The 26,994-nt window shown below is 63.4% G+C and carries 29 protein-coding genes and 1 pseudogene; 17 read left to right on the top strand and 13 right to left on the bottom strand.

Translation table 11 applies throughout. The features are described from left to right. On the top strand, positions 1 to 850 hold an 850-nt coding region (locus tag ACEK02_RS23985; RefSeq protein ID WP_371424024.1), incomplete at its 5' end, for a M23 family metallopeptidase. Here ACEK02_RS23985 and ACEK02_RS23980 read toward each other — a convergent pair. After that, positions 840 to 1,082: a hypothetical protein gene (locus tag ACEK02_RS23980; RefSeq protein ID WP_066282991.1), complete on the bottom strand. Its 243-nt coding sequence runs from the start codon at positions 1,080 to 1,082 to the stop codon at positions 840 to 842. The genes ACEK02_RS23985 and ACEK02_RS23980 overlap by 11 nt on opposite strands. Positions 1,083 to 1,159: 77 nt before the next feature. Here ACEK02_RS23980 and ACEK02_RS23975 point away from each other — a divergent pair, with 77 nt between their 5' ends. The 7 genes from ACEK02_RS23975 to ACEK02_RS23945 all read left to right on the top strand — a co-directional run bounded on the left by ACEK02_RS23975 (position 1,160) and on the right by ACEK02_RS23945 (position 5,942). Next, complete coding sequence (locus ACEK02_RS23975) at positions 1,160 to 1,555, top strand: hypothetical protein (protein WP_206378520.1); 396 nt, start codon at positions 1,160 to 1,162, stop codon at positions 1,553 to 1,555. 27 nt (positions 1,556 to 1,582) lie between these two features. Then, positions 1,583 to 2,248, top strand: a complete 666-nt coding sequence (locus tag ACEK02_RS23970) for an SOS response-associated peptidase family protein (protein WP_283214574.1) — start codon at positions 1,583 to 1,585, stop codon at positions 2,246 to 2,248. Between the two features lie 44 nt (positions 2,249 to 2,292). Beyond that, complete coding sequence (locus ACEK02_RS23965) at positions 2,293 to 2,574, top strand: HU family DNA-binding protein (protein WP_010409234.1); 282 nt, start codon at positions 2,293 to 2,295, stop codon at positions 2,572 to 2,574. Between the two features lie 47 nt (positions 2,575 to 2,621). Then, on the top strand, positions 2,622 to 2,774 hold the full coding sequence (locus tag ACEK02_RS23960) for a hypothetical protein (RefSeq protein WP_007406311.1): 153 nt from the start codon (positions 2,622 to 2,624) through the stop codon (positions 2,772 to 2,774). After that, positions 2,749 to 2,943 carry a hypothetical protein gene (locus tag ACEK02_RS23955; RefSeq protein WP_007406362.1) on the top strand — a complete coding sequence of 65 codons (195 nt, stop codon included), beginning with the start codon at positions 2,749 to 2,751 and terminating at the stop codon, positions 2,941 to 2,943. Before ACEK02_RS23960 ends, ACEK02_RS23955 begins: the two co-directional genes overlap by 26 nt. A 421-nt stretch (positions 2,944 to 3,364) precedes the next feature. Then, positions 3,365 to 5,284, top strand: coding sequence for an acetate--CoA ligase (gene acs / locus ACEK02_RS23950; protein ID WP_371424023.1), 1,920 nt, complete (start codon positions 3,365 to 3,367; stop codon positions 5,282 to 5,284). Between the two features lie 10 nt (positions 5,285 to 5,294). Next, positions 5,295 to 5,942: a response regulator gene (locus tag ACEK02_RS23945; RefSeq protein ID WP_371424022.1), complete on the top strand. Its 648-nt coding sequence runs from the start codon at positions 5,295 to 5,297 to the stop codon at positions 5,940 to 5,942. 37 nt (positions 5,943 to 5,979) lie between these two features. On the opposite strand, the gene ACEK02_RS23940 is transcribed toward ACEK02_RS23945, so the two are convergent. The 4 genes from ACEK02_RS23940 to adh form a co-directional block, all read right to left on the bottom strand. Continuing rightward, the gene (locus ACEK02_RS23940) at positions 5,980 to 8,202 is read right to left on the bottom strand and encodes a NahK/ErcS family hybrid sensor histidine kinase/response regulator (RefSeq protein ID WP_371424021.1); all 2,223 of its coding nucleotides are present in this window, start codon (positions 8,200 to 8,202) and stop codon (positions 5,980 to 5,982) included. Next, complete coding sequence (locus tag ACEK02_RS23935; protein ID WP_371424020.1) at positions 8,199 to 9,338, bottom strand: FIST N-terminal domain-containing protein; 1,140 nt, start codon at positions 9,336 to 9,338, stop codon at positions 8,199 to 8,201. Before ACEK02_RS23935 ends, ACEK02_RS23940 begins: the two co-directional genes overlap by 4 nt. Positions 9,339 to 9,379: 41 nt before the next feature. Continuing rightward, on the bottom strand, positions 9,380 to 9,769 hold the full coding sequence (locus ACEK02_RS23930) for a DUF779 domain-containing protein (RefSeq protein WP_371424019.1): 390 nt from the start codon (positions 9,767 to 9,769) through the stop codon (positions 9,380 to 9,382). Positions 9,770 to 9,880: 111 nt separating this feature from the next. Beyond that, positions 9,881 to 11,401, bottom strand: a complete 1,521-nt coding sequence (gene adh, locus ACEK02_RS23925) for an aldehyde dehydrogenase (protein WP_371424018.1) — start codon at positions 11,399 to 11,401, stop codon at positions 9,881 to 9,883. Positions 11,402 to 11,618: 217 nt separating this feature from the next. On the opposite strand from adh, the gene ACEK02_RS23920 reads away from it, so the two are divergent. The 5 genes from ACEK02_RS23920 to ACEK02_RS23900 all read left to right on the top strand — a co-directional run bounded on the left by ACEK02_RS23920 (position 11,619) and on the right by ACEK02_RS23900 (position 17,137). Then, the gene (locus tag ACEK02_RS23920; protein ID WP_371424017.1) at positions 11,619 to 13,010 is read left to right on the top strand and encodes an ethanolamine ammonia-lyase subunit EutB; all 1,392 of its coding nucleotides are present in this window, start codon (positions 11,619 to 11,621) and stop codon (positions 13,008 to 13,010) included. Further along, on the top strand, positions 13,007 to 13,822 hold the full coding sequence (gene eutC, locus ACEK02_RS23915) for an ethanolamine ammonia-lyase subunit EutC (RefSeq protein ID WP_371424016.1): 816 nt from the start codon (positions 13,007 to 13,009) through the stop codon (positions 13,820 to 13,822). The genes ACEK02_RS23920 and eutC overlap by 4 nt, the downstream gene beginning before the upstream one ends. 22 nt (positions 13,823 to 13,844) lie before the next feature. Next, the gene (gene eat, locus ACEK02_RS23910) at positions 13,845 to 15,215 is read left to right on the top strand and encodes an ethanolamine permease (RefSeq protein WP_371424015.1); all 1,371 of its coding nucleotides are present in this window, start codon (positions 13,845 to 13,847) and stop codon (positions 15,213 to 15,215) included. Positions 15,216 to 15,303: 88 nt separating this feature from the next. Next, a complete protein-coding gene (locus ACEK02_RS23905) occupies positions 15,304 to 16,611 on the top strand; it encodes an outer membrane beta-barrel protein (RefSeq protein WP_371424014.1) in 1,308 nt (435 codons plus the stop codon). Positions 16,612 to 16,639: 28 nt separating this feature from the next. Continuing rightward, positions 16,640 to 17,137, top strand: a complete 498-nt coding sequence (locus ACEK02_RS23900; RefSeq protein ID WP_371424013.1) for a hemerythrin domain-containing protein — start codon at positions 16,640 to 16,642, stop codon at positions 17,135 to 17,137. A gap of 371 nt (positions 17,138 to 17,508) precedes the next feature. On the opposite strand, the gene ACEK02_RS23895 is transcribed toward ACEK02_RS23900, so the two are convergent. Next, the gene (locus tag ACEK02_RS23895; RefSeq protein ID WP_371424012.1) at positions 17,509 to 18,150 is read right to left on the bottom strand and encodes a methyl-accepting chemotaxis protein; all 642 of its coding nucleotides are present in this window, start codon (positions 18,148 to 18,150) and stop codon (positions 17,509 to 17,511) included. A 53-nt stretch (positions 18,151 to 18,203) separates the two neighbouring features. Here ACEK02_RS23895 and ACEK02_RS23890 point away from each other — a divergent pair, with 53 nt between their 5' ends. From ACEK02_RS23890 to ACEK02_RS23880, 3 genes are read left to right on the top strand one after another with little or no spacing between them, the layout of a single operon-like run. Continuing rightward, entirely contained in the window at positions 18,204 to 18,494 is a 291-nt protein-coding gene (locus tag ACEK02_RS23890) for a hypothetical protein (protein WP_371424011.1), read from the top strand. Beyond that, the gene (locus ACEK02_RS23885; protein WP_371424010.1) at positions 18,484 to 18,732 is read left to right on the top strand and encodes a hypothetical protein; all 249 of its coding nucleotides are present in this window, start codon (positions 18,484 to 18,486) and stop codon (positions 18,730 to 18,732) included. The genes ACEK02_RS23890 and ACEK02_RS23885 overlap by 11 nt, the downstream gene beginning before the upstream one ends. Before the next feature lie 9 nt (positions 18,733 to 18,741). Continuing rightward, entirely contained in the window at positions 18,742 to 18,972 is a 231-nt protein-coding gene (locus tag ACEK02_RS23880) for a hypothetical protein (protein ID WP_371424009.1), read from the top strand. A gap of 890 nt (positions 18,973 to 19,862) precedes the next feature. Here ACEK02_RS23880 and ACEK02_RS23875 read toward each other — a convergent pair. Further along, positions 19,863 to 20,519: a recombinase family protein gene (locus ACEK02_RS23875; protein ID WP_371424008.1), complete on the bottom strand. Its 657-nt coding sequence runs from the start codon at positions 20,517 to 20,519 to the stop codon at positions 19,863 to 19,865. A gap of 94 nt (positions 20,520 to 20,613) precedes the next feature. On the opposite strand from ACEK02_RS23875, the gene ACEK02_RS23870 reads away from it, so the two are divergent. Then, positions 20,614 to 23,511 carry a Tn3 family transposase gene (locus ACEK02_RS23870; protein ID WP_371424007.1) on the top strand — a complete coding sequence of 966 codons (2,898 nt, stop codon included), beginning with the start codon at positions 20,614 to 20,616 and terminating at the stop codon, positions 23,509 to 23,511. A 32-nt stretch (positions 23,512 to 23,543) separates the two neighbouring features. Here the strand turns inward: ACEK02_RS23870 and ACEK02_RS23865 are convergent. From ACEK02_RS23865 to ACEK02_RS23840, 6 genes and pseudogenes are all read right to left on the bottom strand, one after another. Next, positions 23,544 to 24,053, bottom strand: a pseudogene (locus ACEK02_RS23865) (NAD(P)H-dependent oxidoreductase); the annotation flags it as partial. Between the two features lie 30 nt (positions 24,054 to 24,083). Beyond that, positions 24,084 to 24,407, bottom strand: a complete 324-nt coding sequence (locus ACEK02_RS23860; protein WP_371424006.1) for a YnfA family protein — start codon at positions 24,405 to 24,407, stop codon at positions 24,084 to 24,086. Beyond that, positions 24,404 to 25,690, bottom strand: coding sequence for an arsenic transporter (locus tag ACEK02_RS23855; RefSeq protein WP_371424005.1), 1,287 nt, complete (start codon positions 25,688 to 25,690; stop codon positions 24,404 to 24,406). Before ACEK02_RS23855 ends, ACEK02_RS23860 begins: the two co-directional genes overlap by 4 nt. Further along, positions 25,690 to 26,118: an arsenate reductase (glutaredoxin) gene (gene arsC / locus ACEK02_RS23850; RefSeq protein ID WP_371424004.1), complete on the bottom strand. Its 429-nt coding sequence runs from the start codon at positions 26,116 to 26,118 to the stop codon at positions 25,690 to 25,692. Before arsC ends, ACEK02_RS23855 begins: the two co-directional genes overlap by 1 nt. A 12-nt stretch (positions 26,119 to 26,130) precedes the next feature. Then, positions 26,131 to 26,463: an ArsR/SmtB family transcription factor gene (locus ACEK02_RS23845; RefSeq protein ID WP_371424003.1), complete on the bottom strand. Its 333-nt coding sequence runs from the start codon at positions 26,461 to 26,463 to the stop codon at positions 26,131 to 26,133. A gap of 97 nt (positions 26,464 to 26,560) precedes the next feature. Then, positions 26,561 to 26,782, bottom strand: coding sequence for a GDCCVxC domain-containing (seleno)protein (locus ACEK02_RS23840; protein ID WP_371424002.1), 222 nt, complete (start codon positions 26,780 to 26,782; stop codon positions 26,561 to 26,563). Positions 26,783 to 26,994 lie beyond the last annotated feature (212 nt).

Below are 26,994 nucleotides of genomic sequence, written 5' to 3'. Positions count from 1 at the left end.
ACCCGGGTCACTTCTCAATGAAAATCCCGGGTCACTTCTCAGTGCAACTCAACATGTAAGCGTGCCTGAGCGCCTGTCCGGGCAGCTGCATGGCCCTGCATCGGCGACACCGGGTGCAGTACAACAATGGGGTAATGAGCGCGCCGCCGGCGTCAGGGCGCAAGGGCCGGATGTATCGATCCGCGAGAGTTCGCGCGATCTCGATCTGGCCGGCAATGTCGCTGACGCGATTCCGAACGCATCAGCGCGCATCACGCGCGGCGCGTTCGAGGTCGGCAACGGCGTCGACGACGCGAGAGGGACGGCGGGTCAGCTCGGTGACCATGTCCGGGAGCGCAACGACGCGTGGATCACGACGACACTTCCCGGTGTCGAGGGCGCGCGCAACTGGGTCCGTGACAACCTCGGTATAGGCGCTGGCACCAGCCATGTATACGAAGTCCCCCGCGGTGAGCGGGCAATGTTGCCGATCTCTGGGCGGCTGAGTTCAGGAATGGGTGGTCGGATTGACCCGGTCACCGGCGAGCCGGGACGGCATCACCGTGGCGTGGATATTGCAGCACCAGCAGGGACAGAAATCCGTGCGCCAGCCTCGGGTCAGGTCATACGAAACGACTTCCAGGCCAACGGCGCCGGCAATTATGTAGTCCTGCAGCATGGCGACGGCTCACAGAGCAAATACTTCCACATGCAGGATCGGTCGGCTTTTCAGGTTGGAAGTACCGTCCAGGCTGGGGCGGTGATCGGGCGTGTTGGCAGCACCGGAAAATCGACCGGGTCGCATCTTCACTACGAACTGTGGAAAGATGGCGCTCCGGTCGACCCGCGTAGATTTCAGCTTAGGAACTGAAAGGTGAGAGAAAAAATCCGCAGATAATAAGCGCCGCGATCAAGAACAAAGGCCACGCAGGACCGTCAGCATTGGGGAAAGATATATCGTCGCTGTCAGTGCTGGTAGAACCCTCGGTGATTAGCTCCCGCCCACGGTGCGTCATTGGATCGAGTAAATTATCAGGGTTGAAGTATAGCGAATGGTTGGCAGTGCTGCCCCAGTCCATCTGGCCAGTTTCGTGGTTCAACATGGCCGCTCCTTCCTCAATCCGTGGCTGACCGTGATGGTCAGAATTAGGCTTGCAAAGTCTAGCATATCGGATTGAGTTTGGCGAGGATTTTCACCCGTACTGACGGAGTGGGCACGGTGGAGCAGGACGGCGAAAACCCGCGCACGATCGAACGCTACGAGGCGCTGCTGCGCGAGCATCTGCTGTTCTACGATGCGCTGCGTTTGCGCGAGCGTCGGCCGAGGAGCGCGGCGCAGCGCCAGTTCCAGGACGTGGCGTGGGGGAAGGCCGCGCCGGTCACCGATCACGAGCTCGCCTATGTCTGGCACTTGAAGGCGCGTAGGATCGCGCCGTTCAACATTCCGGTGCCGGCACCGCATATCGACGACGTGATGGCCGGATTCGACGTCGGCGCGCGGCCGGTGAGTGGCGACGTTGGCACGAAATGGGATAATGCCTGGCGCGAGTATCGCGGTGGCCGGGAGTTCTTCTAGCCTGGGCACGATGAAGGAGCCGGACCGATCTGCAACCGATATCGGCTGAGCGCCAAACAGGCCGCGGTGACGCGGGCGGTCGGTTTCGAGCCGCCTTATCCCGAGGACGAGACCTACCCGGTGCCGCGCGAGATCTTCCCGACGGGCAAGAAGACAGCGCGCTACGGACTGGTCGTCAGGCGGGCAGGGGAGGGTAACCGCCCGCTTGAGCCGATCGCGATGGAATGGGGCTTCCCGACCAAGGTAGCGAGCAAGCGCGACCCGGCGGTCAAGCTGGACAAGTTCGTCACCAATGCGCGGTATCTCTCATCGTCGATGTGGAAGCCGTCGATCGCCAATCCCGATCGGCGCTGCCTGGTCCCGTTCACGCACTTCGCCGAGCCGCATCCCGAGGGCGGGAAGGGCGACGATGGCAAACCCCGCCAGATGTGGTTTTCGCTGCCCGACCAGCCCATCGCCTTCTTCGCCGGTCTGTGGCGGCCGACCGAGCGCGGCGATGCCTATGCCTTCTGCACCACCTCTCCCAACGCCACCGTCGATCCCTGGCATCCCAAGGCAATGCCGGCGATCCTTCACCCTCGCGATTTCACGGCATGGCTCGACGGCAGCTATGAAGACGCCCTGAAGCTCGTCCGCCCCTATGAGGGCGAGATGAGCGCGCAGGAGGCAACTCCCGATGGCGGCGCGACGTGAACCGGGCTAAGGCCGGTCCAATCATTCACCACCGGGACGTGTTCATGACGACGACATCCGATCTGGCCGAACAGCTCTCCAATACCCATGGCCTCGCAAAGGCGGACGCCAGGAAGGTCATCGATGCGATCCTTGCGAACATCACCGCGGCTGTCGCGACCGGCGAGGAAGTCAGCCTCAACGGGTTCGGCAAGTTCAAGCTGAAGGACACCCCAGAGCGCCAGGGGCGCAACCCGTCGACGGGCGAGGCGATCACGATCGCGGCGTCACGCAAGCTGACGTTCGCGCCGGCGAAGGCGGTCCGCGATCGGATGAACGGCAAGTGATAAACGGGCCAGGGTTTTAGAACGCTGGCCTAAACTGAGGGGACTTCATGGCCGATACCGCAGCCGACTACCGCGCGAGGGCAGCGGCCGATCTTGCCGAGGCGCAGCAGCTCGTTCTCCCCCATGCTCGGGACCGTATGCTGCATTCGGCCGATCGCTGGTCGAAGATGGCTGATGCGGCCGATCGCCGTGTCCGGTAAGGAAAGCACGACGGTCGCGCTCGACGTGGCTAACTGGTCAGCGGTCCAGGCAATGGTCGAGCGTCTCGACGACAGGGCTGTGATAGCGATCTACGAGCTGGCCGAAGGCGCTGGTCCGGTCGCGGACCTCGCGGCCGCACAGATGGAAAAACGCAACCTCGACTATTGAGCCAAGTTAAGAGTTCGGCCGCTGGTTAAGCCGCTGTTGCCGACCCGGCACAAGCCACGTTCCTGTTTTGTTCGATAATATATCTTATGTTAAATAAAATACTTATCTCTAGGTTGGAGAGATACGAAAAACCGGACCTTACGTCCAGTGGCTGGACCCATCGGCTCGATGCAAATCGTTAAGGTCGAACGGCTACTGCAGACGGCTTGTCGCAGTCGGATCGCGATCCTTAAGGGGGCTGTGCAACGTGAGATATTTTGTGGTCGCGCGTGCACCCATATTTGTTTCGTACAGCATGCGGCAAGGCTTCATCACGTTTCCGCATCGGCCTAAAGTACACTGTCCGCGATCCCCCACCTCCTTCATCTGTGAGGAGGGATAGGCCTGATATGCCGCCCATGAATTAGATGGAGCGTACAGCGTGGTAGGCGATGCCGACTTCAATGAAGTAGTCACTAGCGGTCGGAATGCGAGACTTGTCGATTGGCAAGAGGCTATCGATCAGGTTGACTGGATAACCAAGCCCGTCGTGATGGACGATAGTTCGTTCGAGCAGGCCGATTTCCGCATTCGCTGGTTCTCGGATGGTCTCATCAACGCTTCGGTCAATTGCGTTGACCGGCACGTCGTCGAGCATGGTGACGCGATTGCCATCGTCTGGGAGCCCGACGTTCCGACCGAAGACCCGCGGTTTATCACCTATCGCATGCTACTTGATGCCGTGCAGTCGACTGCCGCAGGCTTGCGTGAATGCGGCGTCAAGCGCGGAGACCGGGTTGTTCTCTACATGCCGATGATCCCGGAAGCGACGATCACCATGCTCGCATGCGCGCGGATCGGCGCCATCCATTCGGTCGTCTTCGGGGGGTTCTCGCCCGACGCTCTCGCCGATCGCATTCGCGATTGTGACGCGCGCGTGGTCGTGACCGCCGACGAGGCGCGGCGTGGCGGCAAACGTGTCCCTCTTAAAGCCAATGTCGATGCGGCGCTGGCGAACTGCCCGGACGTCGACACCGTCATCGTCGTAAGGGCCACCGGTGCCGACGTGGCGATCACCCCCGGCCGCGATCGCTGGCACCATGACCTGATCGCCGAAGCGACCGCCTCTTCGTTACCGGAGGCAATGGGCGCGGAGGATCCGCTCTTTATTCTCTACACCTCGGGCTCGACCGGTAAGCCCAAGGGCATCGTCCATACCACGGGTGGCTACTTGCTGTGGGCCGCCATGACGATGCGCGACTGCTTCGACTATCGCGAGGGCGAGGTGTTCTGGTGTGCCGCCGATGTAGGGTGGATCACCGGTCATACATACGGTGTTTACGGCGCGCTTGCCATCGGCGCGACTACGGTGATGTACGAGGGTGTGCCGACTTGGCCAACCCCGGCACGTATGTGGCAAATCGTCGATCGGCATCGGGTCAACACGCTGTTTACCGCACCGACCGTGCTGCGCTCGCTGATGCGCGAGGGCAATGAGCACGTAACAGCGACAAGACGATCCAGCCTGCGGGTGTTGGGATCGGTCGGCGAGCCGATCAATCCCGAGGCGTGGCACTGGTATCACGACGTCGTGGGCGAAGGTCGCTGCCCAATCGTCGACATGTGGTGGCAAACAGAGACGGGGGGCGGGATGATCGCGCCCCGTGCCGGATCGACCATCCTCAAACCAGGATCGGCGACGCTGCCGTTGCCGGGCGTCGAGGTGCAACTCGTCGACAAGAGCGGCACTGTGCTGGAAGGCGAGGTCGCAGGCAACCTCGTTATCGGCCGCTCATGGCCTGGGCAGGCGCGCACGATCTGGAACGATCACACGCGATTCTACGACACCTATTTCGCTCCATTCCCCGGCAAATTCTATACTGGTGATGGTGCGCGGCGGGACGAAGACGGCTATTATTGGATCACCGGGCGGGTCGATGACGTCATCAACGTGTCCGGGCATCGGATGGGTACCGCCGAAATCGAAGCGGCGCTCGCCGGACACGACTCGGTGGCGGAGGCGGCGGTGGTCGCAATAGATCATGACGTGAAGGGACAGGGTATCTACGCCTATGTGACGCTAAACGCCGGCGCGCAGCCGTCCGCTGAGCTTCGCCGCGCCCTGCGCGATCAGGTGCGCCGCGAAATCGGCCCGATCGCGACACCCGATGCAATCCAGTTCGCGGCCGATCTCCCCAAGACCCGGTCTGGCAAGATCGTCCGACGTCTTTTGCGTAAGATAGCCAGCGACCAGATCGAAGAACTGGGCGATGTGTCGACGCTTGCAGATACACGCGTCGTCGAGGCGCTGATCGTAGGGCGTCGCGAAGTCTCCACAATGTCGCCCACCGGTAGAAGCTGAGCGGCAGACGATGGAACGACTCCTGATCGCCGACGATCACCCCCTTGTCCGCGACGGTCTGCGCACAGTCGTGGAGGGCGCCTTCCCCGATTGCATGATCCGCGAGGCGACGACGTTGGCCGAGGCGATGATCGCGGTCGAGGAAGACGCGGAACTCGACCTCGTCCTCCTCGACGTTACGATGCCCGGCACGACCGGCACCGCAGGGCTGGTCGCGTTGCGCCAGCGCTTTCCGACCATCCCAATCCTGCTGGTATCGGCGGTTGCGGATCGCGACCTCGTCAATGCGGCGCTGGCAGCGGGTGCGGCGGGGTTCGTGTCGAAGTCGGCAAAGCGTGATGCCATCGTCGCGGCGATCCGCGCGGTTCTCGCCGGTGAGATCGTTGCGCCGCCCGAATTTACCGGTGCAGGTTACGGGGACGATCATGGTGAGGTCTGGAAGCGGATCGACCTGCTGACCGCGCAACAGCGGCGCGTGCTCGCCGAGTTAGCATCGGGCAAGCTCAACAAGCAGATCGCCTACGACCTCGACATATCGATGCGGACGGTCAAGGCGCATGTCTCTGCCATCCTCCTTAAACTGAACGTCGCCTCCCGAACCCAGGCAGTCATCATGGCGGAAAAGGTTCGGCTCGGTACGACGCAGCAGGCGCCGTGAATTACCGCCGGAGCCGCTTTCGACCGTCTATGCCCGATCACCGGTCAGGGCTGTTCATCGTCGCGCGCAGTTGAGCGGGCTTCACCGGTTTCGTCAGGCAGGCGAGACCTGCTTCGGCCAGCTGCGCGCGCAATAGCGGCGTCCGGTCGGCGGTGATGATAATCGCCGGCAGATCGTGGCTGACGCGCTTCCTGACGGCTGCCACCGCGACATCACCTGTACCGCGGTCAAGATGATAGTCGGCGATGACGAGGTCAGGTACGAAACCACCGTCGATCGCCGCCAGGGCGGCGGGCATGTCGCGCGCCGTGACGATCCGATAGCCCCAGCCTCCCAGCATCGCGGCCATGCCGTCGAGGATCGCTTCCTCGTTGTCGATCACAAGTACCGCGCGATGCCTGATCGTGCGACCTTGCAGCCGCGGTGAGGAGGGTTCGCGGCTCTCCTGGGGTTCGGCCGCCGGCAGCGTGATCCAGAAGACCGAGCCCTCACCCGGGCGCGATCGCAGGCCGACCTGTGTACCCAGCATATCGGCTGCGCGCTTCACGATCGCGAGTCCCAGCCCCATGCCGCGCTGCCGACTGCCATGATCAAGTCGGCGAAACTCGTCGAAAACGACGCCATAATGCTCCTCGGCAATACCAATCCCCGTGTCGCGCACCTCGATGCGGATAGCCCCCGCCCTCGACCGACACGCCAGCGTGACGTGACCGCGTTCGGTATAGCGCAAAGCATTGGACACCAGGTTCTGAAGAATACGGCGTGCGAGGCGCATGTCACTATGCACCCAGAAAGGTTCGGGCGGGATGTCAAGCCGTAGGCCACGCGTCCGCGCCACCGGCTCGAATTCGGCATGCAGCGCGCTCAGCAGGTCGGATAGTGGAAAGTCGCCGAGTTGTGGCACGACCGCGCCGGCGTCGAGCTTGGATATTTCGAGCAACGCCTCCAGCAAATCTTCGACCGAATCCAGCGCTGAGCCGGTCTGTCCGACCAGCACCCGGGTCGGCGCCGCAAGCCGCCGGTCGGCGATCGCCGAAACGAAGAGACGCGCCGCGTTGAGTGGTTGCAGCAGATCGTGGCTTGCCGCGGCCAGAAACCGGGTCTTTGAAATGTTTGCGTCCTCGGCTGCGGTCTTTGCCTCACGCATCGCCGCTTCCGCGGTCAAACGCTCAGCGACCTCGCGTTGCAACGCCGCGGTCCGTTCGTCGACACGGCGCTCCAGCGTTTCATTGGCATCGCGAAGCGCCTCGGCCGCAGCGAGCCGCGCAGTGACGTCCTCGAAGCTCATGACCATGCCACCATCGTTCATTGCCGACCTGCGCACCTCGATCGTGCGACCATCTGCCAGCTGCTCTTGAGCGGTGACGTCCCCTGCTCCGGTCGGCAGCCAGTCAAGCGACGGTGCGCGTTTTCTGGCGGTCGTCGGCCACGCCGCGATCATGCCCGAATGGGTCGCAACGAGCGTGAGCGCGTCGGCCGCAAGTCCGATCGTCGGCAGCAAAAGATCGTTCGACGCGATCAGGCCATGGTCGGCGTCGTAAACAGCAACGCCGAGCCGGATGGTGTCGAGGGTCGCCTGGAGGATGGCAGTCTTCGCCGCCAACTCCTGCGCACGCAGCCGTGCGTCCTGGGCTTTAACATCGGTTATATCGGTGTAGATGCCGACAATGCCGCCCTCGAAGGTGCGCAGCTCGTTGACCTGGAGGTAGCGACCGTCGGGCAGGATATGGACCTGCCCGCCTTCCGCAATGCGATCCGCGGCGCCGCCTCCCGACACCGGATGGACGGGCGGGCGACGCTCGCCCAGCGTCCCCCCCGCCTCGGCGAACCATCGTACCGTGTCGGCGAAGCTGACACCCGGCGTGATCCGATCAGTAAAATCCGGCCACAGGCCGCGATAGGTGTCGTTGAACATCACCAGGCGCTCGTCGGCATCGAACAGTGCGAAACCCTCGTTGACGCTGGCGATGGCATCATGCAGCCGACGCTCGGCATCGTCGGCCTGCTCCTTGGCAAGGCTCAATTGCGCATTGGAAGCGGCAAAGCGCGAGAGCGCCAGTTCGAGATCGGCGGTGCGCTCGCGAACCTTCTGCTCGAGCGTGATCGCCGTCTGGAACAGCGAGAAGGCATTGCCCTGCAGGTCGGTCGAGCGCTCGACCCGGTCCATGAGGACGCGATTGATCCGCTCGCTTTTGGCCAGCGCCGCTTCCAGCCTGAGGATGTGCGCGTCGCGCGGGTCGGGCTCAAAACGCGTGCTCATCGACCGATTGCCAGACCGGACAGGCTCTGATTAACGTGCAGCGCACGATATTGCTCGCCGTACGTGTTGAAGCCGACGAGCCGCCTCTCGGAGAATAGCGCTGACACGGCGCCACGCAATTGGCGCTGCTCGGCTTCGACCGAGTTCAGCACACAGTCGAAGCCGAGGATACAGTCGATCCCGCCGACGGCTGCATCGAGAGAATCGAAGAGTGTTCCCAGCCCCTCCAGGATGTCTGTCGCCTCCCCGAGCGTCAGCACGATGCCCTCGTCGATCGCGCAATAAAAAGTCAGGCTCTCGTCGGCATTGGCAGTCTGGATCGAGCGGACGTAATATTCGCCGCCTGCACGCACCATCGGCGGGTGAGATGCGAAATGGCCGGGCGTCAGTTCCGCAAGCGTCGTGCCGATCAGTCGGGCGTACTCCTGCGCAGCTGGCTCGGCGTTGATCTCATGGACGATCCGGGTGACGGGATCGGCCTTGGTAATGACCATCCTTGTGGTGCCGGGACCATAATGCTGCGCGCGGAAGACGCTCATCTTGCGCGCCGAGGTCAGGATAGCGACGACCGCAGCGTCCCTGCGGAAGCGACCATCGAAGAGCACGAAGGTCTCGCGAAACGCAAGTCCATCCCCCGACGACCCGCCGATCAGGGGCACGTCGCCCAGGGCATCCTGCAAGGCCAGGGTCAACATTTCTTCGCGGTGTGACAGGCCATCGACCAGGAAGATCGCTGCATGGCTCGGCGTATCGCCAAACGGCGGCTGTGCTTGCGCGGCGTCGGCGACCATCGCCCTGATCCGGTCGCGCGCACCATTCGCATCGAAGTGATCGAGGTTTTCGAAACAGGTCGCCGTCATGCGAAAGTCGCTGGCAGGAAACCCGATCGCGGTGATCGTCCCTTCGTCCAGACCCTCGGGGGAAATCTCTCCCGCCGACGTGCAGCCGACGATCGGAAGGTCGTCACCGCGCGTCGCGATCGCGGCGGCAAGCTCGTTCAGTCGGTAACGGCTTGAACAGAACAGGACTATGCCCGCAAGGTCGGGCGGGTCGATCTCGCCGAACAGCTCGCGGATCGCCGCTTCGGGATCGTCGAGCCGGGTTGCAGCGACACGTACGGGAGAGGACGCGGACATGGGCGTCATCATGGCAGGATGCCCATGCAAGGTCACGCTGCTCAGCCGCCGCGTGTCGGCGGCCCTGCCGCATCGAGCGTGTCAACTTCGGCATCGTCGAAGATCCGGCTGCGGATGATGAAGCGCACCCCTTCCGGGCCCTCCAGCGAGAAGCCCGCGCCACGCCCCGGTACGACGTCGATCGTGACCTGCGTGTGCCGCCAATAGTCGAACTGCGCGGCACCGATCCAGACGGGCACACCGTCGGCGATATGACCGAGCAGGATGTCCTGTCCGCCGACCCGAAATTCACCGGCCGGATAGCACATCGGTGCCGAGCCATCGCAGCAACCACCCGACTGGTGAAACATAAGTGGACCATGCTGGCGCTCGAGGCTGGCGATCAGCGCATCGGCCGCAGCCGTCGATCGGATACGGGGCGGAGGCTCCATTGCTTTCACACCTTCTCGAAGAGAAAAAAGGCGGCGGACCCTGTTGAGTCCGCCGCACCGACATTCGAGCAGGTCATCCCATCCCCTGCGGCTACCCGCCTGTCGGATTCTTTAGAAGAAGCCGAGCGGCTTCGCACTGTAGCTGACCAGCAGATTCTTGGTCTGCTGATAGTGATCGAGCATCATCTTGTGATTCTCGCGGCCGATACCCGACTGCTTGTAGCCACCGAATGCCGCGTGCGCGGGATAGAGGTGGTAGCAGTTAGTCCAGACGCGGCCCGCCTGAATCCCCCGGCCCATCCGATACGCGGTCGTGCCGTTGCGCGACCACACGCCTGCACCCAAACCGTAGAGCGTGTCGTTAGCGATCGCGAGCGCGTCGGCCTCGTCCTTGAAGGTCGTGACCGCGACCACAGGGCCGAAAATCTCTTCCTGGAAGACCCGCATCCGGTTGTTGCCCTCGATGATCGTCGGCTGGACGTAATAGCCCTCGGCACCCTCGCCTTCGTGAGCGACCCGTTCGCCACCGGTGAGGATCTTCGCGCCCTCGGCCTTGCCGATGTCGATGTAGCTGAGGATCTTCTCGAGCTGATCGTTCGATGCCTGCGCGCCGATCATCGTCGCGGGATCGAGCGGCGAGCCCAGCTTGATCTTCTCGACGCGTGCGATCGCGCGTTCGATGAAGCGCTCGTAGATCGACTCGTGGATAAGCGCACGGCTCGGACACGTGCAGATTTCGCCCTGGTTGAGCGCGAACATCGCAAAGCCCTCTAGCGCCTTGTCAAGGAAATCGTCGTCCTGATCCATCACGTCGGCGAAGAAGATGTTGGGCGACTTGCCGCCCAGCTCCAGCGTCACCGGAATGAGGTTCTCGGTCGCATATTGCATGATGAGCCGGCCGGTCGTCGTCTCGCCGGTGAACGCGATCTTGGCGATGCGCTTGTTCTGCGCGAGCGGCTTGCCCGCCTCGACGCCGAAGCCGTTGACGACGTTGAGGACGCCTGGTGGCAGCAGGTCGCCGATCACCTCCATCAACACCATGATCGATAGCGGCGTTTGCTCGGCGGGTTTGAGGACGACGCAATTGCCCGCCCCCAGCGCCGGCGCCAACTTCCATACCGCCATCAGGATCGGAAAATTCCACGGGATGATTTGCCCGACGACGCCGAGCGGTTCGTGGAAGTGATAGGCGATCGTGTCGTGGTCGATCTCGGAGATGCCGCCTTCCTGCGCGCGTACGCACCCGGCGAAATACCGGAAGTGGTCGATGGCGAGCGGGATATCGGCGTTTGTCGTCTCGCGGATCGGCTTGCCGTTGTCGATGGTCTCGACAAGCGCGAGGAGATCGAGCCTGGCCTCCATGCGATCGGCGATCTTGTTGAGGATGTTGGCGCGCTCTGCCGGACTCGTCTTGCCCCAGGCCTCGCGCGCGGCGTGCGCCGCGTCGAGCGCCAGTTCGATATCCTCGGCGGTGCCACGAGCGGTTTGGCACACCGTCTTGCCGGTGATCGGCGAGGGATTGTCGAAATACTGCCCCTTGACCGGGGCGACCCACTCACCGCCGATGTAATTGTCGTAGCTCTCGCGGAGCGAATGCTCGGACCGCAGCTTCTGCAACGCTTCATCCAGCACGACATACTCTCCTGATTATTGCCTGATAAAAAGACAGGTGCCTTATAGATGGGCAGTTGCCACCGTTATCGGTCGCACAGCTATTGTACCAAAGGGCAATGGCCGATTGCCAGACACGGTCATACGACAGTGCGCTAAGGTCTACACCGGTTCATCATTCGGTCTGCGGTCAGGCGCAGCGATATGCTTGACGAGATAATAGACCAGGAGAGAATGCTTGCTGTATCGATGCGACCTCGGGACCAATCGGTACGTCTTCAGGGACCTGAAGCACGTCCTTGCATGTGCCTCGCCATACCGGTCGGGCGACGAGCTTGCCGGCCTGGTGGCAGCGAGCGCAGCCGAGCGGATCGCCGCGCGCCGGGTTCTCGCCGATATTCCCTTGCGCCAGTTCCTGACCGAAGTGCTAGTTCCCTATGAGCACGACGAGGTCACCCGCCTCATCATCGACAGCCACGACGTCGAAGCCTTCGCCGAAATCTCGCACCTGACGATCGGGGGCCTGCGGGACTGGCTGCTCGCGAGCGACGGCCCCGCCATCGCTCGCGTTTCGCCCGGACTGACACCCGAGATGGTGGCGGGCGTTTCCAAGCTGATGCGCAACCAGGACCTGATCGCGGTCGGGCGAAAGGTCGAGGTGGTCGCGGCCTTCCGCACTACCGTCGGCCTGCCCGGCCGGCTGTCGACGCGGCTCCAGCCAAACCACCCGACCGACGATCTGCGCGGCATCGCGGCCGGCACGCTCGACGGGCTGCTCTACGGCGTCGGCGACGCCACGATCGGCATCAACCCTGCGACCGACAACGTCCCCAACGCCATCGATCTGATGAAGATGCTCGACGAACTGCGCGAGCGTTATGCGATCCCAACGCAGACCTGTGTCCTCACCCACATCACCAACGCCATCGAGATCGTCGAGCGCGGCGCGCCGGTCGACCTCGTCTTCCAGTCGATCGCGGGCAGCGAGGCGGCCAACCGCGGTTTCGGCGTCGACCTCGCAGTCATCCGCGAGGCTTATGACGCGGCCCTGTCTCTCGGACGTGGCACGGTCGGACAGAACGTCATGTATTTCGAGACGGGACAAGGCGCCGCGCTTTCGGCCAACGCCCATCACGACGTCGACCAGCAGACGATGGAGACGCGGGCCTATGCGGTCGCGCGGCCCTTCAAGCCGCTTCTCGTCAACACCGTCGTCGGCTTCATCGGCCCGGAATATCTCTACGATGGCAAGCAGATCATCCGCGCCGGCCTCGAGGATCATTTCTGTGGCAAGATTCTCGGGCTCCCGATGGGTTGTGACGTCTGCTACACCAACCATGCCGAAGCCGATCAGGACGACATGGACGTCCTGATGACCTTGCTGACCAATGCCGGCTGTACCTTCCTGATCGCCGTCCCGGGTTCGGACGACATCATGCTCAACTATCAGAGCCTCGCCTTCCACGACGTCCTTTACCTGCGTTCGGTGCTGGGCGTGCGCGCCGCGCCCGAGTTCGAGGCTTGGCTCGAACAGATGGGTATGGTCGAGCGCGATGGCGGCATCCGTCCCCTGTCGAGCCCCCAGGCGCGGCTTGCCAGCCTCATCCAGCAGGAGCGGTTGAGCGCATGAGCGCCCGTGATCCGTCGGACCAGTCGGTTTCGCCGTCGGCCGATGCCGCATCGGCCCCCGACCGCGACATCTGGTCGGCGCTCCGGCAGGCGACCGCAGCGCGGATCGGTCTCGGCCGCGCCGGCAACGCCATCCCCTTAGGCGAGGTACTCGACTTCCAGTTTGCCCATGCGACGGCACGCGACGCTGTCCACACGCCGCTCGATATCCCGGCACTCGAAGACCAGCTCGCGCCGTTGCCGTTGCTGCGTGTGGCGAGCGCGGCGACCGACCGCTCGACCTATCTTCGCCGCCCCGACCTCGGTCGCATCCTGTCGCCCGACTGCGACCTGCCTGAGGCGAGCGAGACATGCGACATCGTCTTCGTCATCGCAGATGGCCTGTCCGCGACCGCGATCCAGCGCCATGCCGCCCCCGTCATTCACGCCTGCCGGGCCGCGCTCGCCGAGTTCGCGATCGGACCCGTCGTGATCGCCTCCCAGGCGCGCGTCGCGATCGGCGATCCGATCGGCGCGATGCTCAAAGCACAGGTCAGCGTCGTGCTCGTCGGCGAGCGCCCGGGTCTCACCGTCTCTGACAGCCTCGGCCTTTATCTGACCTTCGGGCCACGGCCCGGACGGCGCGATTCCGAGCGCAACTGCATCTCCAACGTCCATGATCACGGTGGGCTGACCTACGAGGGTGCGGCGCGCACCCTGTCCTGGCTGGTCCGCGAGGCACTGCGCCGCCAGCTCTCGGGCGTCGACCTCAAGGACGATCTGCCCGCGGCCGTCACCGGACCCGGCGCTCAACCGCAACTGCCGACATCATAAAACCACACCAAAGGGGGCGAGCATGACACCATCGGGCGAACCGCATCTCAAACAGACGCTGAACACGTTCCACTTATGGGGGATTGCCGTCGGGCTGGTAATCTCGGGCGAATATTTCGGGTGGAGCTACGGCTGGGCGCAGGCCGGCACGCTCGGCTTCCTCATCACGACGGTGTGCGTGGCGGCGATGTACGTTGCCTTCATCTTTTCCTTCACCGAGCTGACCACCGCAATCCCGCAAGCGGGCGGTCCCTTTGCCTATGCCCGGCGGGCCTATGGCCCGATCGGCGGTGCGGTCGCAGGCTTTGCGACGCTGATCGAATTCGTCTTTGCCCCTCCCGCCATTGCGCTGGCGATCGGGGCCTATCTCAACGTCCAATATCCCACCCTGAACCCCAAGACGGCAGCGCTCGGCGCCTACATCGTCTTCATGACGCTCAACATCGTTGGCGTGCAGATCGCGGCGACATTCGAGCTGCTGGTGACGCTGCTCGCGGTCGGCGAGCTCCTCGTCTTCATGGGTGTCGTCGCACCCGTGTTCAGCTGGAGCAATTTCTCGGCCGGTGGCTGGGCGGGCCAGGACAGCTTCACGCTGACCTCGTTCGGCGGCATCTTCGCCGCCATCCCGTTCGCCATCTGGTTCTTCCTCGCGATCGAAGGCGTCGCCATGGCGGCCGAAGAGGCCAAGGACCCCAAGCGCACGATCCCGCGCGCCTATATCACCGGCATCCTCACGCTCACCGTCCTCGCCTTCGGCGTCATGATCCTCGCCGGCGGTTCGGGTGACTGGGCCGGGCTCAGCAACCTCAACGATCCACTGCCGCAGGCGATGAAGCGTGCGGTCGGATCATCGAGCGGCTGGCTCCACATGCTGGTCTGGCTCGGTCTGTTCGGTCTGGTCGCCTCGTTCCACGGCATCATCATGGGCTATGCGCGCCAGATCTTCGCGCTAGCGCGCGCTGGTTTCCTGCCCGAGGTATTCGCCCGCGTTCACCCGCGCTTCCGCACACCGCATATCGCCACGATCGCGGGCGGCGTCATCGGTATCGCCGCGATCTACAGCGATAATCTCGTCAGCATCGGCGGTGCCTCGCTGACGGCGAGCATCGTTACCCTGGCGGTATTCGGCGCCCTGACCATGTACATCATGTCGATGGCCTCGCTGTTCCGGCTTCGCAAGATCGAGCCGAACCTGATGCGTCCTTACTTGGCGCCCGCCTTTCCGTTCGCACCGGCGTTCGCGCTGATCATGGCGGGCATCTCGCTGGTCGCGCTGGTCTACTACAACCTCCAGATCGCCGGCCTGTTCATCGCGATCATGGTGGTGGCCGTCGGCCTGTCACTGCTGCTGCGCACCAAGGGCAAAAGCGAGCCTGTCGTGGCCATGCGCTGACAGGGCTTCGAGGCGGCGGGTCATCCCGCCGCCTCTTCTCATGACCGGCGAAGGGCCGGCGATTGATTTAAAGGAGGGGAACAGGGACATGGCGACATCACGACGCAGGACACGCTATCTGCTGGCAGTACTCGCATCGGCATCGTCGCCGGTCGCGGCCCAGACGGCGACCACGACCCCGCCAGTGCAGGAGGACCGAGGCGCCGAGAAGCCGGCCGCCCCTGCCGAGACGGCACCGACTACAACAGCCGCGCCTGCGCAAGGCTGGAGTGACACGATCAGCTACGCGCTCCAGTTCGAGGGCAGCGTCGCGTTCAACCCCGCCAATCCCGGCGACCACCTTAACTTCGGCCATGAATTCAGTGACCGCGCCAACCGTCCGCTGTTCAACCAGGCGCTCGCCACCATTGCCCGGCCGGTCGGCACCGGCCCCGATTGGGACGTCGGCTTCAACCTGCAGGGGCTGTTCGGCACCGATGCACGCTATACGCCGACGATCGGATTGCTCGATGGTACCTTCAAGGGCCGATATCAGGTTGTCCTCACGCAGGCCAACGTCGTCGTCCATGCCCCCGTCCTCACCTCCGGCGGGATCGACTTCAAGATCGGCCTCGCTCCCGGCGCGATGGGCTTCGAGGGCACCGACCCTGCCACCCGCCCGCTCTATACGCTGTCGTACATCACCAATTTCATGGTGCCGTTCCAGACGGTCGGCGTAATCGCGACCGCGCACGTCAACAACACCCTCGACATCTATGCCGGCATCGACGCCGGCAACGAGGTGCTGCCGGGCAAATCCGACAACAACGGCGAGCCAGCGGGCTATTTGGGGATCGGACTAAACCATCTGCTGAACGATCGACTGACGATCCTTGCCATGACCCGAATTGGACCGGAGAACTCGCTGCGCGTCTTCGCAAACGCCAACCGCAAGCAGCGCTACTGGAACGACATCACCGCGACCTTCAAGGCGTCGGACCGCACGACGCTGGTCGGCGAGGCCAATTACATCCGCGACGACGGACTGGATGCCAGCGCTTTCGGGTTTGCCGGCTATGTCATGCACAAGCAGAGCGACGCGGTGACGTTCAACATGCGCGCCGAGGTGATGCGCGACTCGCAGGGCGCCTTTGCGGTCGGCTTTGGGTCGGATACCGCTTTCACCAATGGCATCATCGGCAAACCTGATATTTTCGTCGTTGCTCCGCCCACCACCTACGGCGAGATCGCGGCAGGGCTGGCTTGGAAGCCGACGCAGCTTAACGGCAAGAGTGTCGCCGTCACGATCCGGCCCGAGGTCCGCTACGAACGCTCCTTGAACGGCACGCGGCCGTACAACCAGCTCACCGACCGCGATCAGTTCATTTTCGGCGGCGACCTCATCGTCGGGTTCTGACGACACTCAGCGATGCAAGGACGTTGCAATGCCAGGCAAGGCGCACGACGATATCCAGCGGGGTCATGCCAAGGTGCGTGCGGCGGCCGAGCAATTGCTGGCGTTACTCGACACTCGCCAGCTCGCGGATATGACCGAGCTCGCGCGAGCGAGATGGTCGTTCGCCAGCGAATTGATCCAGTCGCTGACCTTCAAGGAACGCTACCTCTACGGCCATTTCGAGCGTAACTCGACGCCGGCGATCAAGGATAAATTTGCCGCCTCAATCGCGGCGATGGAACAATGTTTCGTGGCTTACCGCGACCACATGCAGCGATGGCCGACCGAGATTACCGCAACGTCATGGCCGGATTATACGCGTTCGGCGCAGACCGTCGTCCGCGCCTTTCTGGCGCGGATCGATCACGAGGAACGCCATCTGCTGCCGATCGCCCGAGAGATGGGAGCGCTGACGGTCTCGTCGGCGACGCCAGCTCGGAATTGGGCGAGGCAAGCGTTCGACATCAAGGGCCGCATCGGGCTGTGAGCCCGACGTCACCCAGATCGCTGGAGAATAATTGTGGAAGCCGAAACGGCCCTCTCCCTCATGCAGCGCGCGCTGGCGATACTGGACCAGACAGGCGGTAGTGGCACAACCACTGCCTGCTATCTGCAAACCGCCATCGAAGCTGCGGAAGGAAGTGATGCGCGCCGTCCCGGTTCTCGTCCCGGCAAACTACAAAGGCCGACTGACGGACCCGAAGGATAACGGTGCCCGTGAGATAGGCTGGTCGTATGCGCTAACCTGGACGATTCATATCGTTGATGCATCTTCGCTTTGGCGAGCGAAAGTACCAGTTCCATACAAGGGTATGGCAAAAGCCCAGAGCCTTTTTCATGATCATTTTCGCAAGCCAGCTAGGATGCCATGCGTAGCCCGGCAGGGACAATCGCGCGTGGCTTCAATTCTGTTGAGCGTGAAGCACTCGCGACAAGTCGAAAGGCCGAAATCAAACCAATAAGTTGTTCGGATTTCTGCGCAAGACCTGGAGCTGCTGCAGTACTCTCCTCGACCATCGCAGCATTCTGTTGGGTAGCCGTGTCCATTTCCCATACCGCGACGTTCACCTGCGATAGTCCAAGGGACTGCTGTTCGGACGAGGAGGCAATGGCCTGCGCCAATTTGCTTATTTCGGCAATCCGGGCGACGATCCGGTCGAGAACCTCGCGCATCTCACTAACGGCAGCGACGCCTGCATTTACCTGCTTCGAACTCACAGTAATCCTGGTCTTGACATCGCTGGCCGCATCGGCGGAGCGTTGTGCGAGCGCCCGGACCTCGGATGCGACCACCGCGAAACCTTTGCCCGCATCGCCTGCTCGTGCAGCCTCAACACCGGCATTGAGGGCAAGCAGGTTCGTTTGAAAAGCGATGCCGTCAATTACCGAGATGATTTCGCTGATCTCCGTTGATGAACGTTCGATATCGTCCATGGCTGCAACCGCGCGGCCGACGACGACGTGACTAAGATCGGCATCGCTCTTTGCCGCATCAATCACGCTATTCGTCTGGCTTGCCGATGCCGTAGTGATCGACGTGGAGGCAAAGCACGATGAAGACCTATCCCGTCCGTGTCCCGCGTGACCCGTACAGTGGACGAAATGATGCGCGCCGACGAAAGCAGGAAAGCTTCAACGATGCCGCGCAAGCGATCGAACGGTATTTGAACCAGGCGATGGAAGTTGAGCCGGCCGGTAGCGCGCGCGAGTTCCTGACGGTGGAAATAGCCCGTGCGCTGCATTTGGACGACGACTTGGCCGATTCCGTCGTCTTCGGGATCGACTGCGGGCATAATGGCGTGACGATCCGTAAGGCTGGCGGGGAGCGCGCCGATGAGAGGTAAACCGGGACTGGTGAAACGACCGGAAGCGGAGCGCGCTATTCGGCAGCTCACGCACGACTGGGCCGCTGCGCACGGAGTGCAACCCGGCTCGGCCGAGATGCCCTCCTTCAGCGCATTCCATCACTGGGTTTTGGGTCGAGGTGGTGCGGCCTATTTCCAATTTCGCTCGACGCTGGGTCCCCTGGAGGACGCCGAGAACTGGTTCGATCAGGAGCTGCGGCAGGCTTGGCGCAATTAGGAGGATATGATGACGGACCTGCCTTCACGGCGCGAGTTCAAGGTTCTGAAGGCGCTTTGCTTCGGTGATGTGGAGGACCGGGGGCAATGGCCGGGCGTCGGGGCTGTCACCGAGGCGGCGCTGGTCGCAAAGGGATGGATCGAGCCTGCCACATGCGAGACTTACGACACCGTAGGATTTCGGGCGACGAAGGCGGGTCATGAAGCGCATGAAGCAGGTTGGAACGCGGGTCTGCGGTAACCGCGATGGGGTGGCGTTGGCGATCGAACTGTTTGCCCTTGCGGTGTCACAACCGTTCGTGGCTGTTTAAAAAGCTATAAGCCGGTTTTGTCGTCTGTTCTGATCACGATTTCACCGTCTGTAACGTGCTTTGCAAGCGGTGCTGCCGACTGGACATAAACCTATCTATTAGCAAAAACCGGTTCCGTACACGTATGTACGATTGCTGATGAACGATGTAGTGCCTCCGTTAGAGCTATTGGCCTAATGAAGGATACGTGCGTCATGCAGCGGATTGATGCGGCTACGAAGGTCACGGGCACCGCAGCATATGCGGGGGATCTGCGGACGTGGGATGCAACCGATGTCGCCGTCACCGTCCTGGCAGCCGTCGGGCGTTGCAAGGTGATAATAGACGAGGCGGCGGGACACGCGGTGCAAGGCGTCCGAGCGATCATTGGGGTCAGTTCCGGCTGAGGGCGAAATGACACTCTAAGCTGAAGGGCACCCCGTTAGCCGTCAGTCAAAGCCGTGCATCCAGACGCTAACGGTGAACGAGCCAATGATGCACGCAAAGACAATCAGAAGCGCGAGGTAGATCGCGGCCATGCTCCAGAACCAAATAGGCGAAACGCTACGAAGCTCTGATCCGCTGCGAGCAGGGACTCGCCCGGTGTACAGACCTACGAAGAGAAACCACCCAAACATCTGGGGCAGCATGAGGAAGGCTGTCCCACCAATAAAGGCACGCCATGCGTGTGGAAGCCATCCAAGCATGAGCCACGGCAAGGCGGCTACTACCAACATGGCTGCCAACAGCGCCAGTTTTTTTGATCCTGACCAGTCTCACCACAGCATTGGGTTATGTAATCCAGCGCGCACGATCTTCGCAACGATCCGTCGCTGCCCTCTCAATCGAATTGGGCCGCGGAATCTGTTTCATGTGCGATGTCGATATAAGGCACCGCATTCACTCGCGCCCGTCCGACGATCGCGGCGACGGTGTTCTTGCTGAGGCCAAGGTCGCGCGCGATCCAGCGATAGCTGCGGCCCTCGGCGACGAGCGCCAGCACCTTGGGGGCAAGCCGGTCGGACTTGGGGCGATCACCGGTCTGCCGGCCAAGCTTGCGGCCCCGCGCCCGTGCCGCGGCGAGGCCGGAGCGAACCCGTTCGCTCAGCATGTCGCGCTCGAACTGCGCGATGCCAGCGAGCATTGTCGCCATCATGCGACCGTGCGGCGTGTCGACCTCGAAGGTCATGCCGCTCATCGCGACCACCGATACGCGCCAGCCCGACAGCCGGTTCAGCGTATCGAGTAGGTCCTGTGTGGAGCGGCCCCAGCGGCTGAGCTCGGTAACGAGGATCGCATCGATGTGGCGCGCCTGCGCCAGCTTCATGACCTCGCCGCGTGCCGATCGGTTGGCCTTCATCCCCGAGGCGGTTTCACGGAAGACCTCGACCACCTCATAGCCGCCCCGCTCGGCGAAACCGGCAAGGTCGCGCAACTGCCGCTCGCACGACTGGTCGGCGGTCGAGACCCGGGCGTAGATGGCGGCGCGTTGTCCCAATTGAACCTTCCCGGAAACCGGCCTTGAAAACCCTTGATTTGCGCGGGGTCAGTGTTGTCCAAAACAGACTTCTGTTCAACCGGGACACTGGGCCATGCCGCGCCGCCATATCCTGAGCGCCCGGCAGCGGTCGGCACTGCTCGACCTGCCTAGCGACGAGGCGTCGCTGCTGCGGCACTACATTCTGGCCGACGACGACCTGATTCATGTAGACCGGCGACGCCGGCCGGAGAACCGGATCGGCTTCGCGCTTCAACTATGTGCGCTGCGCTATCCCGGCCGGATGCTGGCACCGGGTGAGGTGATCCCGCTGGCGGTATCCACCTTCCTTGGTGCCCAACTCGGCATCGCCGGCCACACGCTTGTTCGCTACGCCGTCCGTCGTCAGACCCGCCAGCAGCATATGGAGGTGCTGCGCCGGACCTACGGCTACAGGACGTTCCCCGGTCAGGGCGCACCGGCCCGTGCGTTCCGCGACTGGCTGCTTGGTGAAGCCGAACAGGCGCGCTCCAACGACGATCTCGCCCGGCGCTTTATCGCCCGCTGCCGCGACACCATGACCATCCTGCCGGCGATCACCACCATCGAAAGGCTGTGCGCCGACGCGCTGGTCGCGGCCGAGCGCGGTATCGAGAAGCGGATCGCCGCGCGGCTCGATCGCGTCGCCTGCACCCGGCTCGACCGGCTGACGACCGAGATGCTGCCGGGTGCGATCAGCCGCTTCATCTGGCTGCGCCGGATCGAGCCGGGCAACAATTCCGCCGCGGCGAACCGGCTGCTCGACCGGTTGGAGTTTCTCCGCGCGATGAACCTCGGCGCTGACCTGCTCGCCGGCGTCCCGCCGCACCGCGTCGCTCGTCTGCGTCGGCAGGGCGAACGCTATTTCGCCGATGGCCTGCGCGACCTGAACGCCGATCGGCGCCGCACCATCCTTGCGGTCTGCGTCATCGAATGGGCGGCCGCGACCGCCGATGCGGTAATCGAGACGCACGACCGCATCGTCGGCCGCACCTGGCGCGAGGCGAAGCAGTTGCACGATGCGCGTGCCGCGGAAACCAGAGGCGCGGTCACCGCGACGCTAGACGGGTTCGCCGCGCTCGGCCGATCTCTGCTCGACGCGCATGGCGATGGCGCGTCACTGGAGGATGCGGTCGCGCGCGCGGCGGGCTGGGACCGGCTCGACCGCCTCGTTGCGACGGCCAGGACGCTGACCGACACGCTGGGCGACGATCCGCTGGCGCATGTCGATCGGGGCTATCACCGCTTCCGCCGCTATGCGCCACGTATGCTGCGCTGCCTCGACCTCGCAGCCGCGCCGGTCGCCCGCCCCCTGCTCGACGCGGTGAAGGCCATCGCCGCCAGGGGCGAACTCCCGACGACCGACGACTTCCTGCGCCCGCATTCCAAATGGCGGCGTCAGCTACGGTTAAAGGGCGGTGACGATACGCATCTCCGAGAGGTCGCGGTGATGTTCCACCTGCGCGACGCGCTGCGCTCGGGCGACATCTGGCTCGACCGCTCGCACCGCTATGGTGACCTGCAACATGTCCTCGTGCCGATGACAGTCGCGCGCACCATGAAGCTGGTGGTGCCGCCCGACCCGCATGTCTGGCTCGCCGATCGCAAGGCGCGGCTTGCCGATGGCCTTGCCCGGCTCGGTCGCGCCGCGCGTAACGGAACGATCCCGCATGGCAGCATCGAGGACGGCACGCTGCGCATCGACCGTCTCACCGCCGATCCGCCGGACGGGATCGAGGAGTTGGTGCTCGATCTGTACCGTCGCCTGCCGCCCGTCCGCATCACCGATCTGCTGCTCGAAGTCGATGCCGCGCTCGGCTTCACCGATGCCTTCACCCACTTGCGCACAGGCGTGCCGTGCCGCGACCGGATCGGCCTGCTCAACGTCCTGCTCGCCGAGGGGCTGAACCTCGGGCTGCGCAAGATGGCCGAAGCGTGCAACACTCATGATTATTGGCAACTCTCCCGCCTCGCGCGCTGGCATGTCGAGAGCGAGGCGATCGACCAAGCGTTGGCGGTCGTGGTCGCGGCGCAGGGCGATCTGCCGATGGCGCGGGTCTGGGGCATGGGCACCACCGCGTCTGCCGATGGCCAGTTCTATCCTGCCGCACGGCAGGGCGAGGCGATGAACACGGTCAACGCCCGCTACGGCAACGATCCCGGCATCAAGGCCTACACCCACGTCAACGACCGCTTCGCGCCGTTCGCGTCACAGCCTATCCCCGCGACCGTCAGCGAGGCACCCTATCTGCTCGACGGTCTGACGATGAACGAAGCGGGGCGGCGGATCGAGGAGCAGTATGCCGACACTGGCGGGTTCACCGACCACCTGTTCGGGATCAGCGCGATGCTCGGCTACCGTCTCGTGCTGCGCATCCGCGACCTGCCGTCCAAGCGGCTGTACGTGTTCGAGCCCGCCGCCACGCCAGGTGAACTGCGCCCGCTGGTGGGAGGCAAGGCGCGCGAGGCATTGGTCGTCGCCAACTGGCCCGACCTGTTCCGCTGCGCCGCCACCATGAGCGCCGGGCAGGTCGCGCCAAGCCGCATCCTGCGCAAGCTCGCCGCCTATCCCCGCCAGAACGACCTGGCCGCAGCCCTGCGCGAGGTCGGGCGGATCGAACGCACGCTGTTCATCATCGAGTGGATCCTCGACACCGGGATGCAGCGCCGCGCGCAGGTCGGCCTCAACAAGGGCGAGGCACACCATGCTCTGAAGAACGCCCTGCGCATCGGCCGCCAAGGCGAAATCCGCGACCGCACCAGCGAAGGCCAGCACTACCGGATCGCGGGCCTGAACCTGCTCACCGCCATCATCGTCTACTGGAACACCCTGCACCTCGGCCATGCCGTTGAGGCCCGGCGACGCGAAGGTCTGGATACGCCTGACCACCTGCTCGCCCATGTCTCACCGCTCGGGTGGGCGCACATCCTGCTCACCGGCGAATACCTCTGGCCGGAGGACACTGGCGCTTAGGGTGTCATTTCGCCCTTAGCCGGAACCGACCCCATGGTGAACATCCGCATCCAGCGGCCGAGCACGCGCAGTGTGTTGACGCTGTTGAACGACTGCGATCCCGCTGACACCTTCATCACCGCCAGCGTGCGCCCCTGCGTAGGGCGCATGCCGCCCATGCTCAGGGGCAAATGGTCGATCTGTGTTTTCATGATGCCCGTGATTTGACCGTGTCGCTCGGGGCTGCACCAGACCTGTCCTTCCGACCATAGAGAGAGCTGCCGCAACTCATGAACGGCCGGGTGATCGTCGCCCGCCACTTGATCGGGCAACGGTAGCGTCGACGGATCGAAAATCCTCGTCTCACACCCGAAAAAGTGAAGAAGGCGCGCAGCTTCCTCGATGCATAGCCGCGAGAAAGAGCGCTCGCGCAAACTCCCGTAGAGCAGCAGGATACGCGGTGCGGGATCAGCCGGACCGAGACCAAGCGCAGGCCGCTGGTGGGCATAGGCCGGATCGAGTGCGGGCAGATGGTCGGGTTCGGATAGATCGCGAAGAGGCATTGAACATTCCAAAGTCAGATAGGGCCGGCGTCACGCACCACGCGGCGCGAGCAGGATCACGCAGGTTCCAATAAGACATAGGGCCGCGCCACCCACGTCCCAGCGGTCGGGCCGAACGCCCTCGACGCTCCACAACCAAAGCAGTGAGGCGCAGATGTAGATGCCGCCATAAGCGGCGTAGGCGCGCCCTGCCGCATCGCTGTCCACGCGGGTCAGCAGCCAGGCAAAGACGACGAGGGAGGCTATGCCGGGCGCCAGCCAGAGGGGTGAATTTCCCATGCGCAGCCAAGCCCAGAAGGCAAAGCATCCCCCAATTTCAGCAAGCGCCGCTGCGATGTAGATCAGGGCTGTCATCCGAGAGTGATCCTCAATGCCAAGGCGCCGAGCGTGATGAGCAGTACCGGCACGGTCAGCGTGACGCCGACGCGGAAATAATAGCCCCATCCGATCCTCACGCCCTTCTGACCGAGAACGTGAAGCCACAGCAACGTCGCGAGTGACCCGATCGGCGTCAGCTTCGGGCCGAGGTCGCAACCGATTACGTTGGCGTAGATCATTGCTTCCTTGACCGCGCCGGTCGCGTGCGCCGCGTCGATCGACAGCGCCCCGACCAGCACGGTCGGCATGTTGTTCATCACCGACGAGAGGATGGCCGCGATGATGCCCGTTCCGAAGGCCGCACCCCACACACCGCCTTGTGCCGTGCGATCGAGCAGCGCGGCGAGGTGATCGGTCAGGCCGGCGTTCCGCAGGCCGTAGACGACCAGGTACATGCCGAGCGAGAAGATCACGACCTGCCATGGCGCGCCTCGCAATACCTTCCGTGTCTCGATTACATGGCCGCGCCCGGCGATCACCAGCAGCAGGATCGCGCCGGCAGCGGCAACTGCGCTTACCGGCACGCCGAGGGGCTCGAGCAGGAAGAAGCCGGCGAGCAGGAGCGCCAGGACAACCCATCCGGCGCGGAAGGTTGCGGCATCATGAATAGCCTCATGGGGCGCGCGTAGCGCTCCGACATCATAGGCTTGTGGAATGTCACGGCGGAAGAACAGCATCAGTGCGCCCAGCGTGGCGGCGATCGACACCAGATCGACCGGCACCATCACGGAGGCATATTCACCGAAGCCGACTTTGAAGAAGTCAGCCGACACGATGTTGACGAGATTGGAGACCACCAGCGGCAAACTTGCCGTGTCGGCGATAAAGCCGGCCGCCATGACGAACGCCAGCGTCGCCTTGTCCTTGAAGCCCAGCGCGCGCAGCATGGCGATGACGATCGGCGTCAGAATCAGCGCCGCGCCGTCGTTGGCGAACAGGGCAGACACCGCCGCGCCCAGCAGGACGATTAGGACGAACAGCCGGCGACCGTGCCCCCTGCCCCAGCGTGCAACGTGCAATGCCGCCCATTCGAAAAACCCGGCCTCATCGAGCAGTAGGCTTATGACGATGATCGCGACGAATGCTGCGGTCGCGTTCCAGACGATACCCCACACCACCGGCACGTCGGACAGCGTAACGACGCCCGCGAGCAGCGCTACAACGGCCCCGCCCATCGCGCTCCATCCGATGCCGAGACCTTTGGGTTGCCAGATGACGAGCCCGATCGTGGCGACGAAGATCAGAACGGCAAGGAGCATCAGGCGACGCGCTGGCCCGATGGGCCAACCACTTGCTGGCCGTCTTCCTTGGCGAACGCTCCGAGCTGATCCGCTGGTAGCAGATCAAGAACTGCCTCCGAAGGCCGGCAGAGCTTCACGCCAAGCGGCGAGATGACCAGCGGGCGGTTGATGAGGATCGGGTGTGTCATCATTGCGTCTACCAGCGCGTCGTCAGACAGCGACGTGTCGTCCAGACCCAGCTCCGCATAGGGGGTTCCCTTTTCGCGCAGCAGATCCCGCGGCGAGATGCCGGCGCGATCGATCAGCTCAACGAGCAGCGCGCGCGCGGGCGGGGTCTTCAGATACTCGATGATGTGCGGCTCGATCCCCGCATTGCGGATCAGGCCGAGGGTGTTGCGGGACGTGCCGCACTCGGGGTTGTGATAAATGACGATATCAACGGCCATGAGGGCGTCCTTTCAGCAACAGGGAGCGAGTTCGGCGACGAGCGGCGCGCACAGCTCTGCGTTGCCGGCGCAGCAATCCTTGACGAGGAACAGCATAACTCCACGCAGGCCATCAAGATCGGCGCGATAGATGATCGAACGGCTATGCCGCTCGGATCGCACCAGGCCGGCGCGCGCCAGAATGCCGAGGTGAGCCGACATTGTGTTCTGCGGCACGTCGAGCTGGCGCGCGATTTCGCCCGCAGCCATGCCATCGGGCTCATGCCGCACCAGCAGGCGAAAGACGTCGAGGCGTGTGCCTTGAGCAAGCGCACCTAGTGCAGCGATAGCTGAGTCGTTTTCCACATATCCAGCATAGTGGATATCACAGCTGCGGCTATCCCTTTCATCAGCCGGAAAGGCTAGGGACGTTAAGCCCTAATAGCGCGCGGCATCGTTCCGCTCAGGAGCAGCAGCTTGCGGTTGATCCAGACGCGCGTGCTTCCTGTATCGGTGGACAGGGCACGTCTCCAAATGAGCAATATACGCAGCAGTCCCCGGCATTAGGACGGAGTACCGCGGCGCACCCCTTGCAGTCGTAGAAGAACTGACAGGCGTCCGTTGGCATGGCGTCGGTCGATTGGTGGCCGCATTTCGGACAGGTCAACGTAGAGGTAAGCAGCATCACAATATCCACTTCATTAGCGTAGGCTCGATCGAGCCCCAGATAACCGCCAAGCTGACTAGGACCGTTGCCGCGATCAGAAGGCTAAAAGACCGGTAAGGCTTGGCGTCCGCAGCGCAGGCTTCCTCCCGCGCGCAAGCGGTCTCGCGCTTTCGCCACCACATTATCCAGGCGACTGCGAGCGTACCTGCACTCAGCACAAAAAGCGGCGT

It is taken from the genome of Tardiphaga sp. (assembly GCF_041424195.1).
In the GTDB taxonomy this organism is placed as follows: Bacteria; Pseudomonadota; Alphaproteobacteria; order Rhizobiales; family Xanthobacteraceae; genus Tardiphaga.
The sequence above is the reverse complement of the archived record's forward strand: the minus strand, read 5'-3'. Positions and strand labels throughout refer to the sequence as shown.

What these genes read in the sequence shown, in the direction of transcription:
- eat (WP_371424015.1), top strand. Translation starts at nt 13,845, where the DNA reads ATGACACCATCGGGCGAACCGCATCTCAAACAGACGCTGAACACGTTC.
- ACEK02_RS23955 (WP_007406362.1), top strand. Translation starts at nt 2,749, where the DNA reads ATGCGGCCGATCGCCGTGTCCGGTAAGGAAAGCACGACGGTCGCGCTC.
- ACEK02_RS23945 (WP_371424022.1), top strand. Translation starts at nt 5,295, where the DNA reads ATGGAACGACTCCTGATCGCCGACGATCACCCCCTTGTCCGCGACGGT.
- ACEK02_RS23935 (WP_371424020.1), bottom strand. Translation starts at nt 9,338, where the DNA reads ATGTCCGCGTCCTCTCCCGTACGTGTCGCTGCAACCCGGCTCGACGAT.
- ACEK02_RS23930 (WP_371424019.1), bottom strand. Translation starts at nt 9,769, where the DNA reads ATGGAGCCTCCGCCCCGTATCCGATCGACGGCTGCGGCCGATGCGCTG.
- ACEK02_RS23940 (WP_371424021.1), bottom strand. Translation starts at nt 8,202, where the DNA reads ATGAGCACGCGTTTTGAGCCCGACCCGCGCGACGCGCACATCCTCAGG.
- eutC (WP_371424016.1), top strand. Translation starts at nt 13,007, where the DNA reads ATGAGCGCCCGTGATCCGTCGGACCAGTCGGTTTCGCCGTCGGCCGAT.
- ACEK02_RS23900 (WP_371424013.1), top strand. Translation starts at nt 16,640, where the DNA reads ATGCCAGGCAAGGCGCACGACGATATCCAGCGGGGTCATGCCAAGGTG.
- ACEK02_RS23965 (WP_010409234.1), top strand. Translation starts at nt 2,293, where the DNA reads ATGACGACGACATCCGATCTGGCCGAACAGCTCTCCAATACCCATGGC.
- ACEK02_RS23890 (WP_371424011.1), top strand. Translation starts at nt 18,204, where the DNA reads ATGAAGACCTATCCCGTCCGTGTCCCGCGTGACCCGTACAGTGGACGA.
- ACEK02_RS23860 (WP_371424006.1), bottom strand. Translation starts at nt 24,407, where the DNA reads ATGACAGCCCTGATCTACATCGCAGCGGCGCTTGCTGAAATTGGGGGA.
- ACEK02_RS23905 (WP_371424014.1), top strand. Translation starts at nt 15,304, where the DNA reads ATGGCGACATCACGACGCAGGACACGCTATCTGCTGGCAGTACTCGCA.
- ACEK02_RS23980 (WP_066282991.1), bottom strand. Translation starts at nt 1,082, where the DNA reads ATGTTGAACCACGAAACTGGCCAGATGGACTGGGGCAGCACTGCCAAC.
- ACEK02_RS23960 (WP_007406311.1), top strand. Translation starts at nt 2,622, where the DNA reads ATGGCCGATACCGCAGCCGACTACCGCGCGAGGGCAGCGGCCGATCTT.
- arsC (WP_371424004.1), bottom strand. Translation starts at nt 26,118, where the DNA reads ATGGCCGTTGATATCGTCATTTATCACAACCCCGAGTGCGGCACGTCC.
- ACEK02_RS23855 (WP_371424005.1), bottom strand. Translation starts at nt 25,690, where the DNA reads ATGCTCCTTGCCGTTCTGATCTTCGTCGCCACGATCGGGCTCGTCATC.
- ACEK02_RS23880 (WP_371424009.1), top strand. Translation starts at nt 18,742, where the DNA reads ATGACGGACCTGCCTTCACGGCGCGAGTTCAAGGTTCTGAAGGCGCTT.
- ACEK02_RS23885 (WP_371424010.1), top strand. Translation starts at nt 18,484, where the DNA reads ATGAGAGGTAAACCGGGACTGGTGAAACGACCGGAAGCGGAGCGCGCT.
- ACEK02_RS23870 (WP_371424007.1), top strand. Translation starts at nt 20,614, where the DNA reads ATGCCGCGCCGCCATATCCTGAGCGCCCGGCAGCGGTCGGCACTGCTC.
- ACEK02_RS23840 (WP_371424002.1), bottom strand. Translation starts at nt 26,782, where the DNA reads ATGCTGCTTACCTCTACGTTGACCTGTCCGAAATGCGGCCACCAATCG.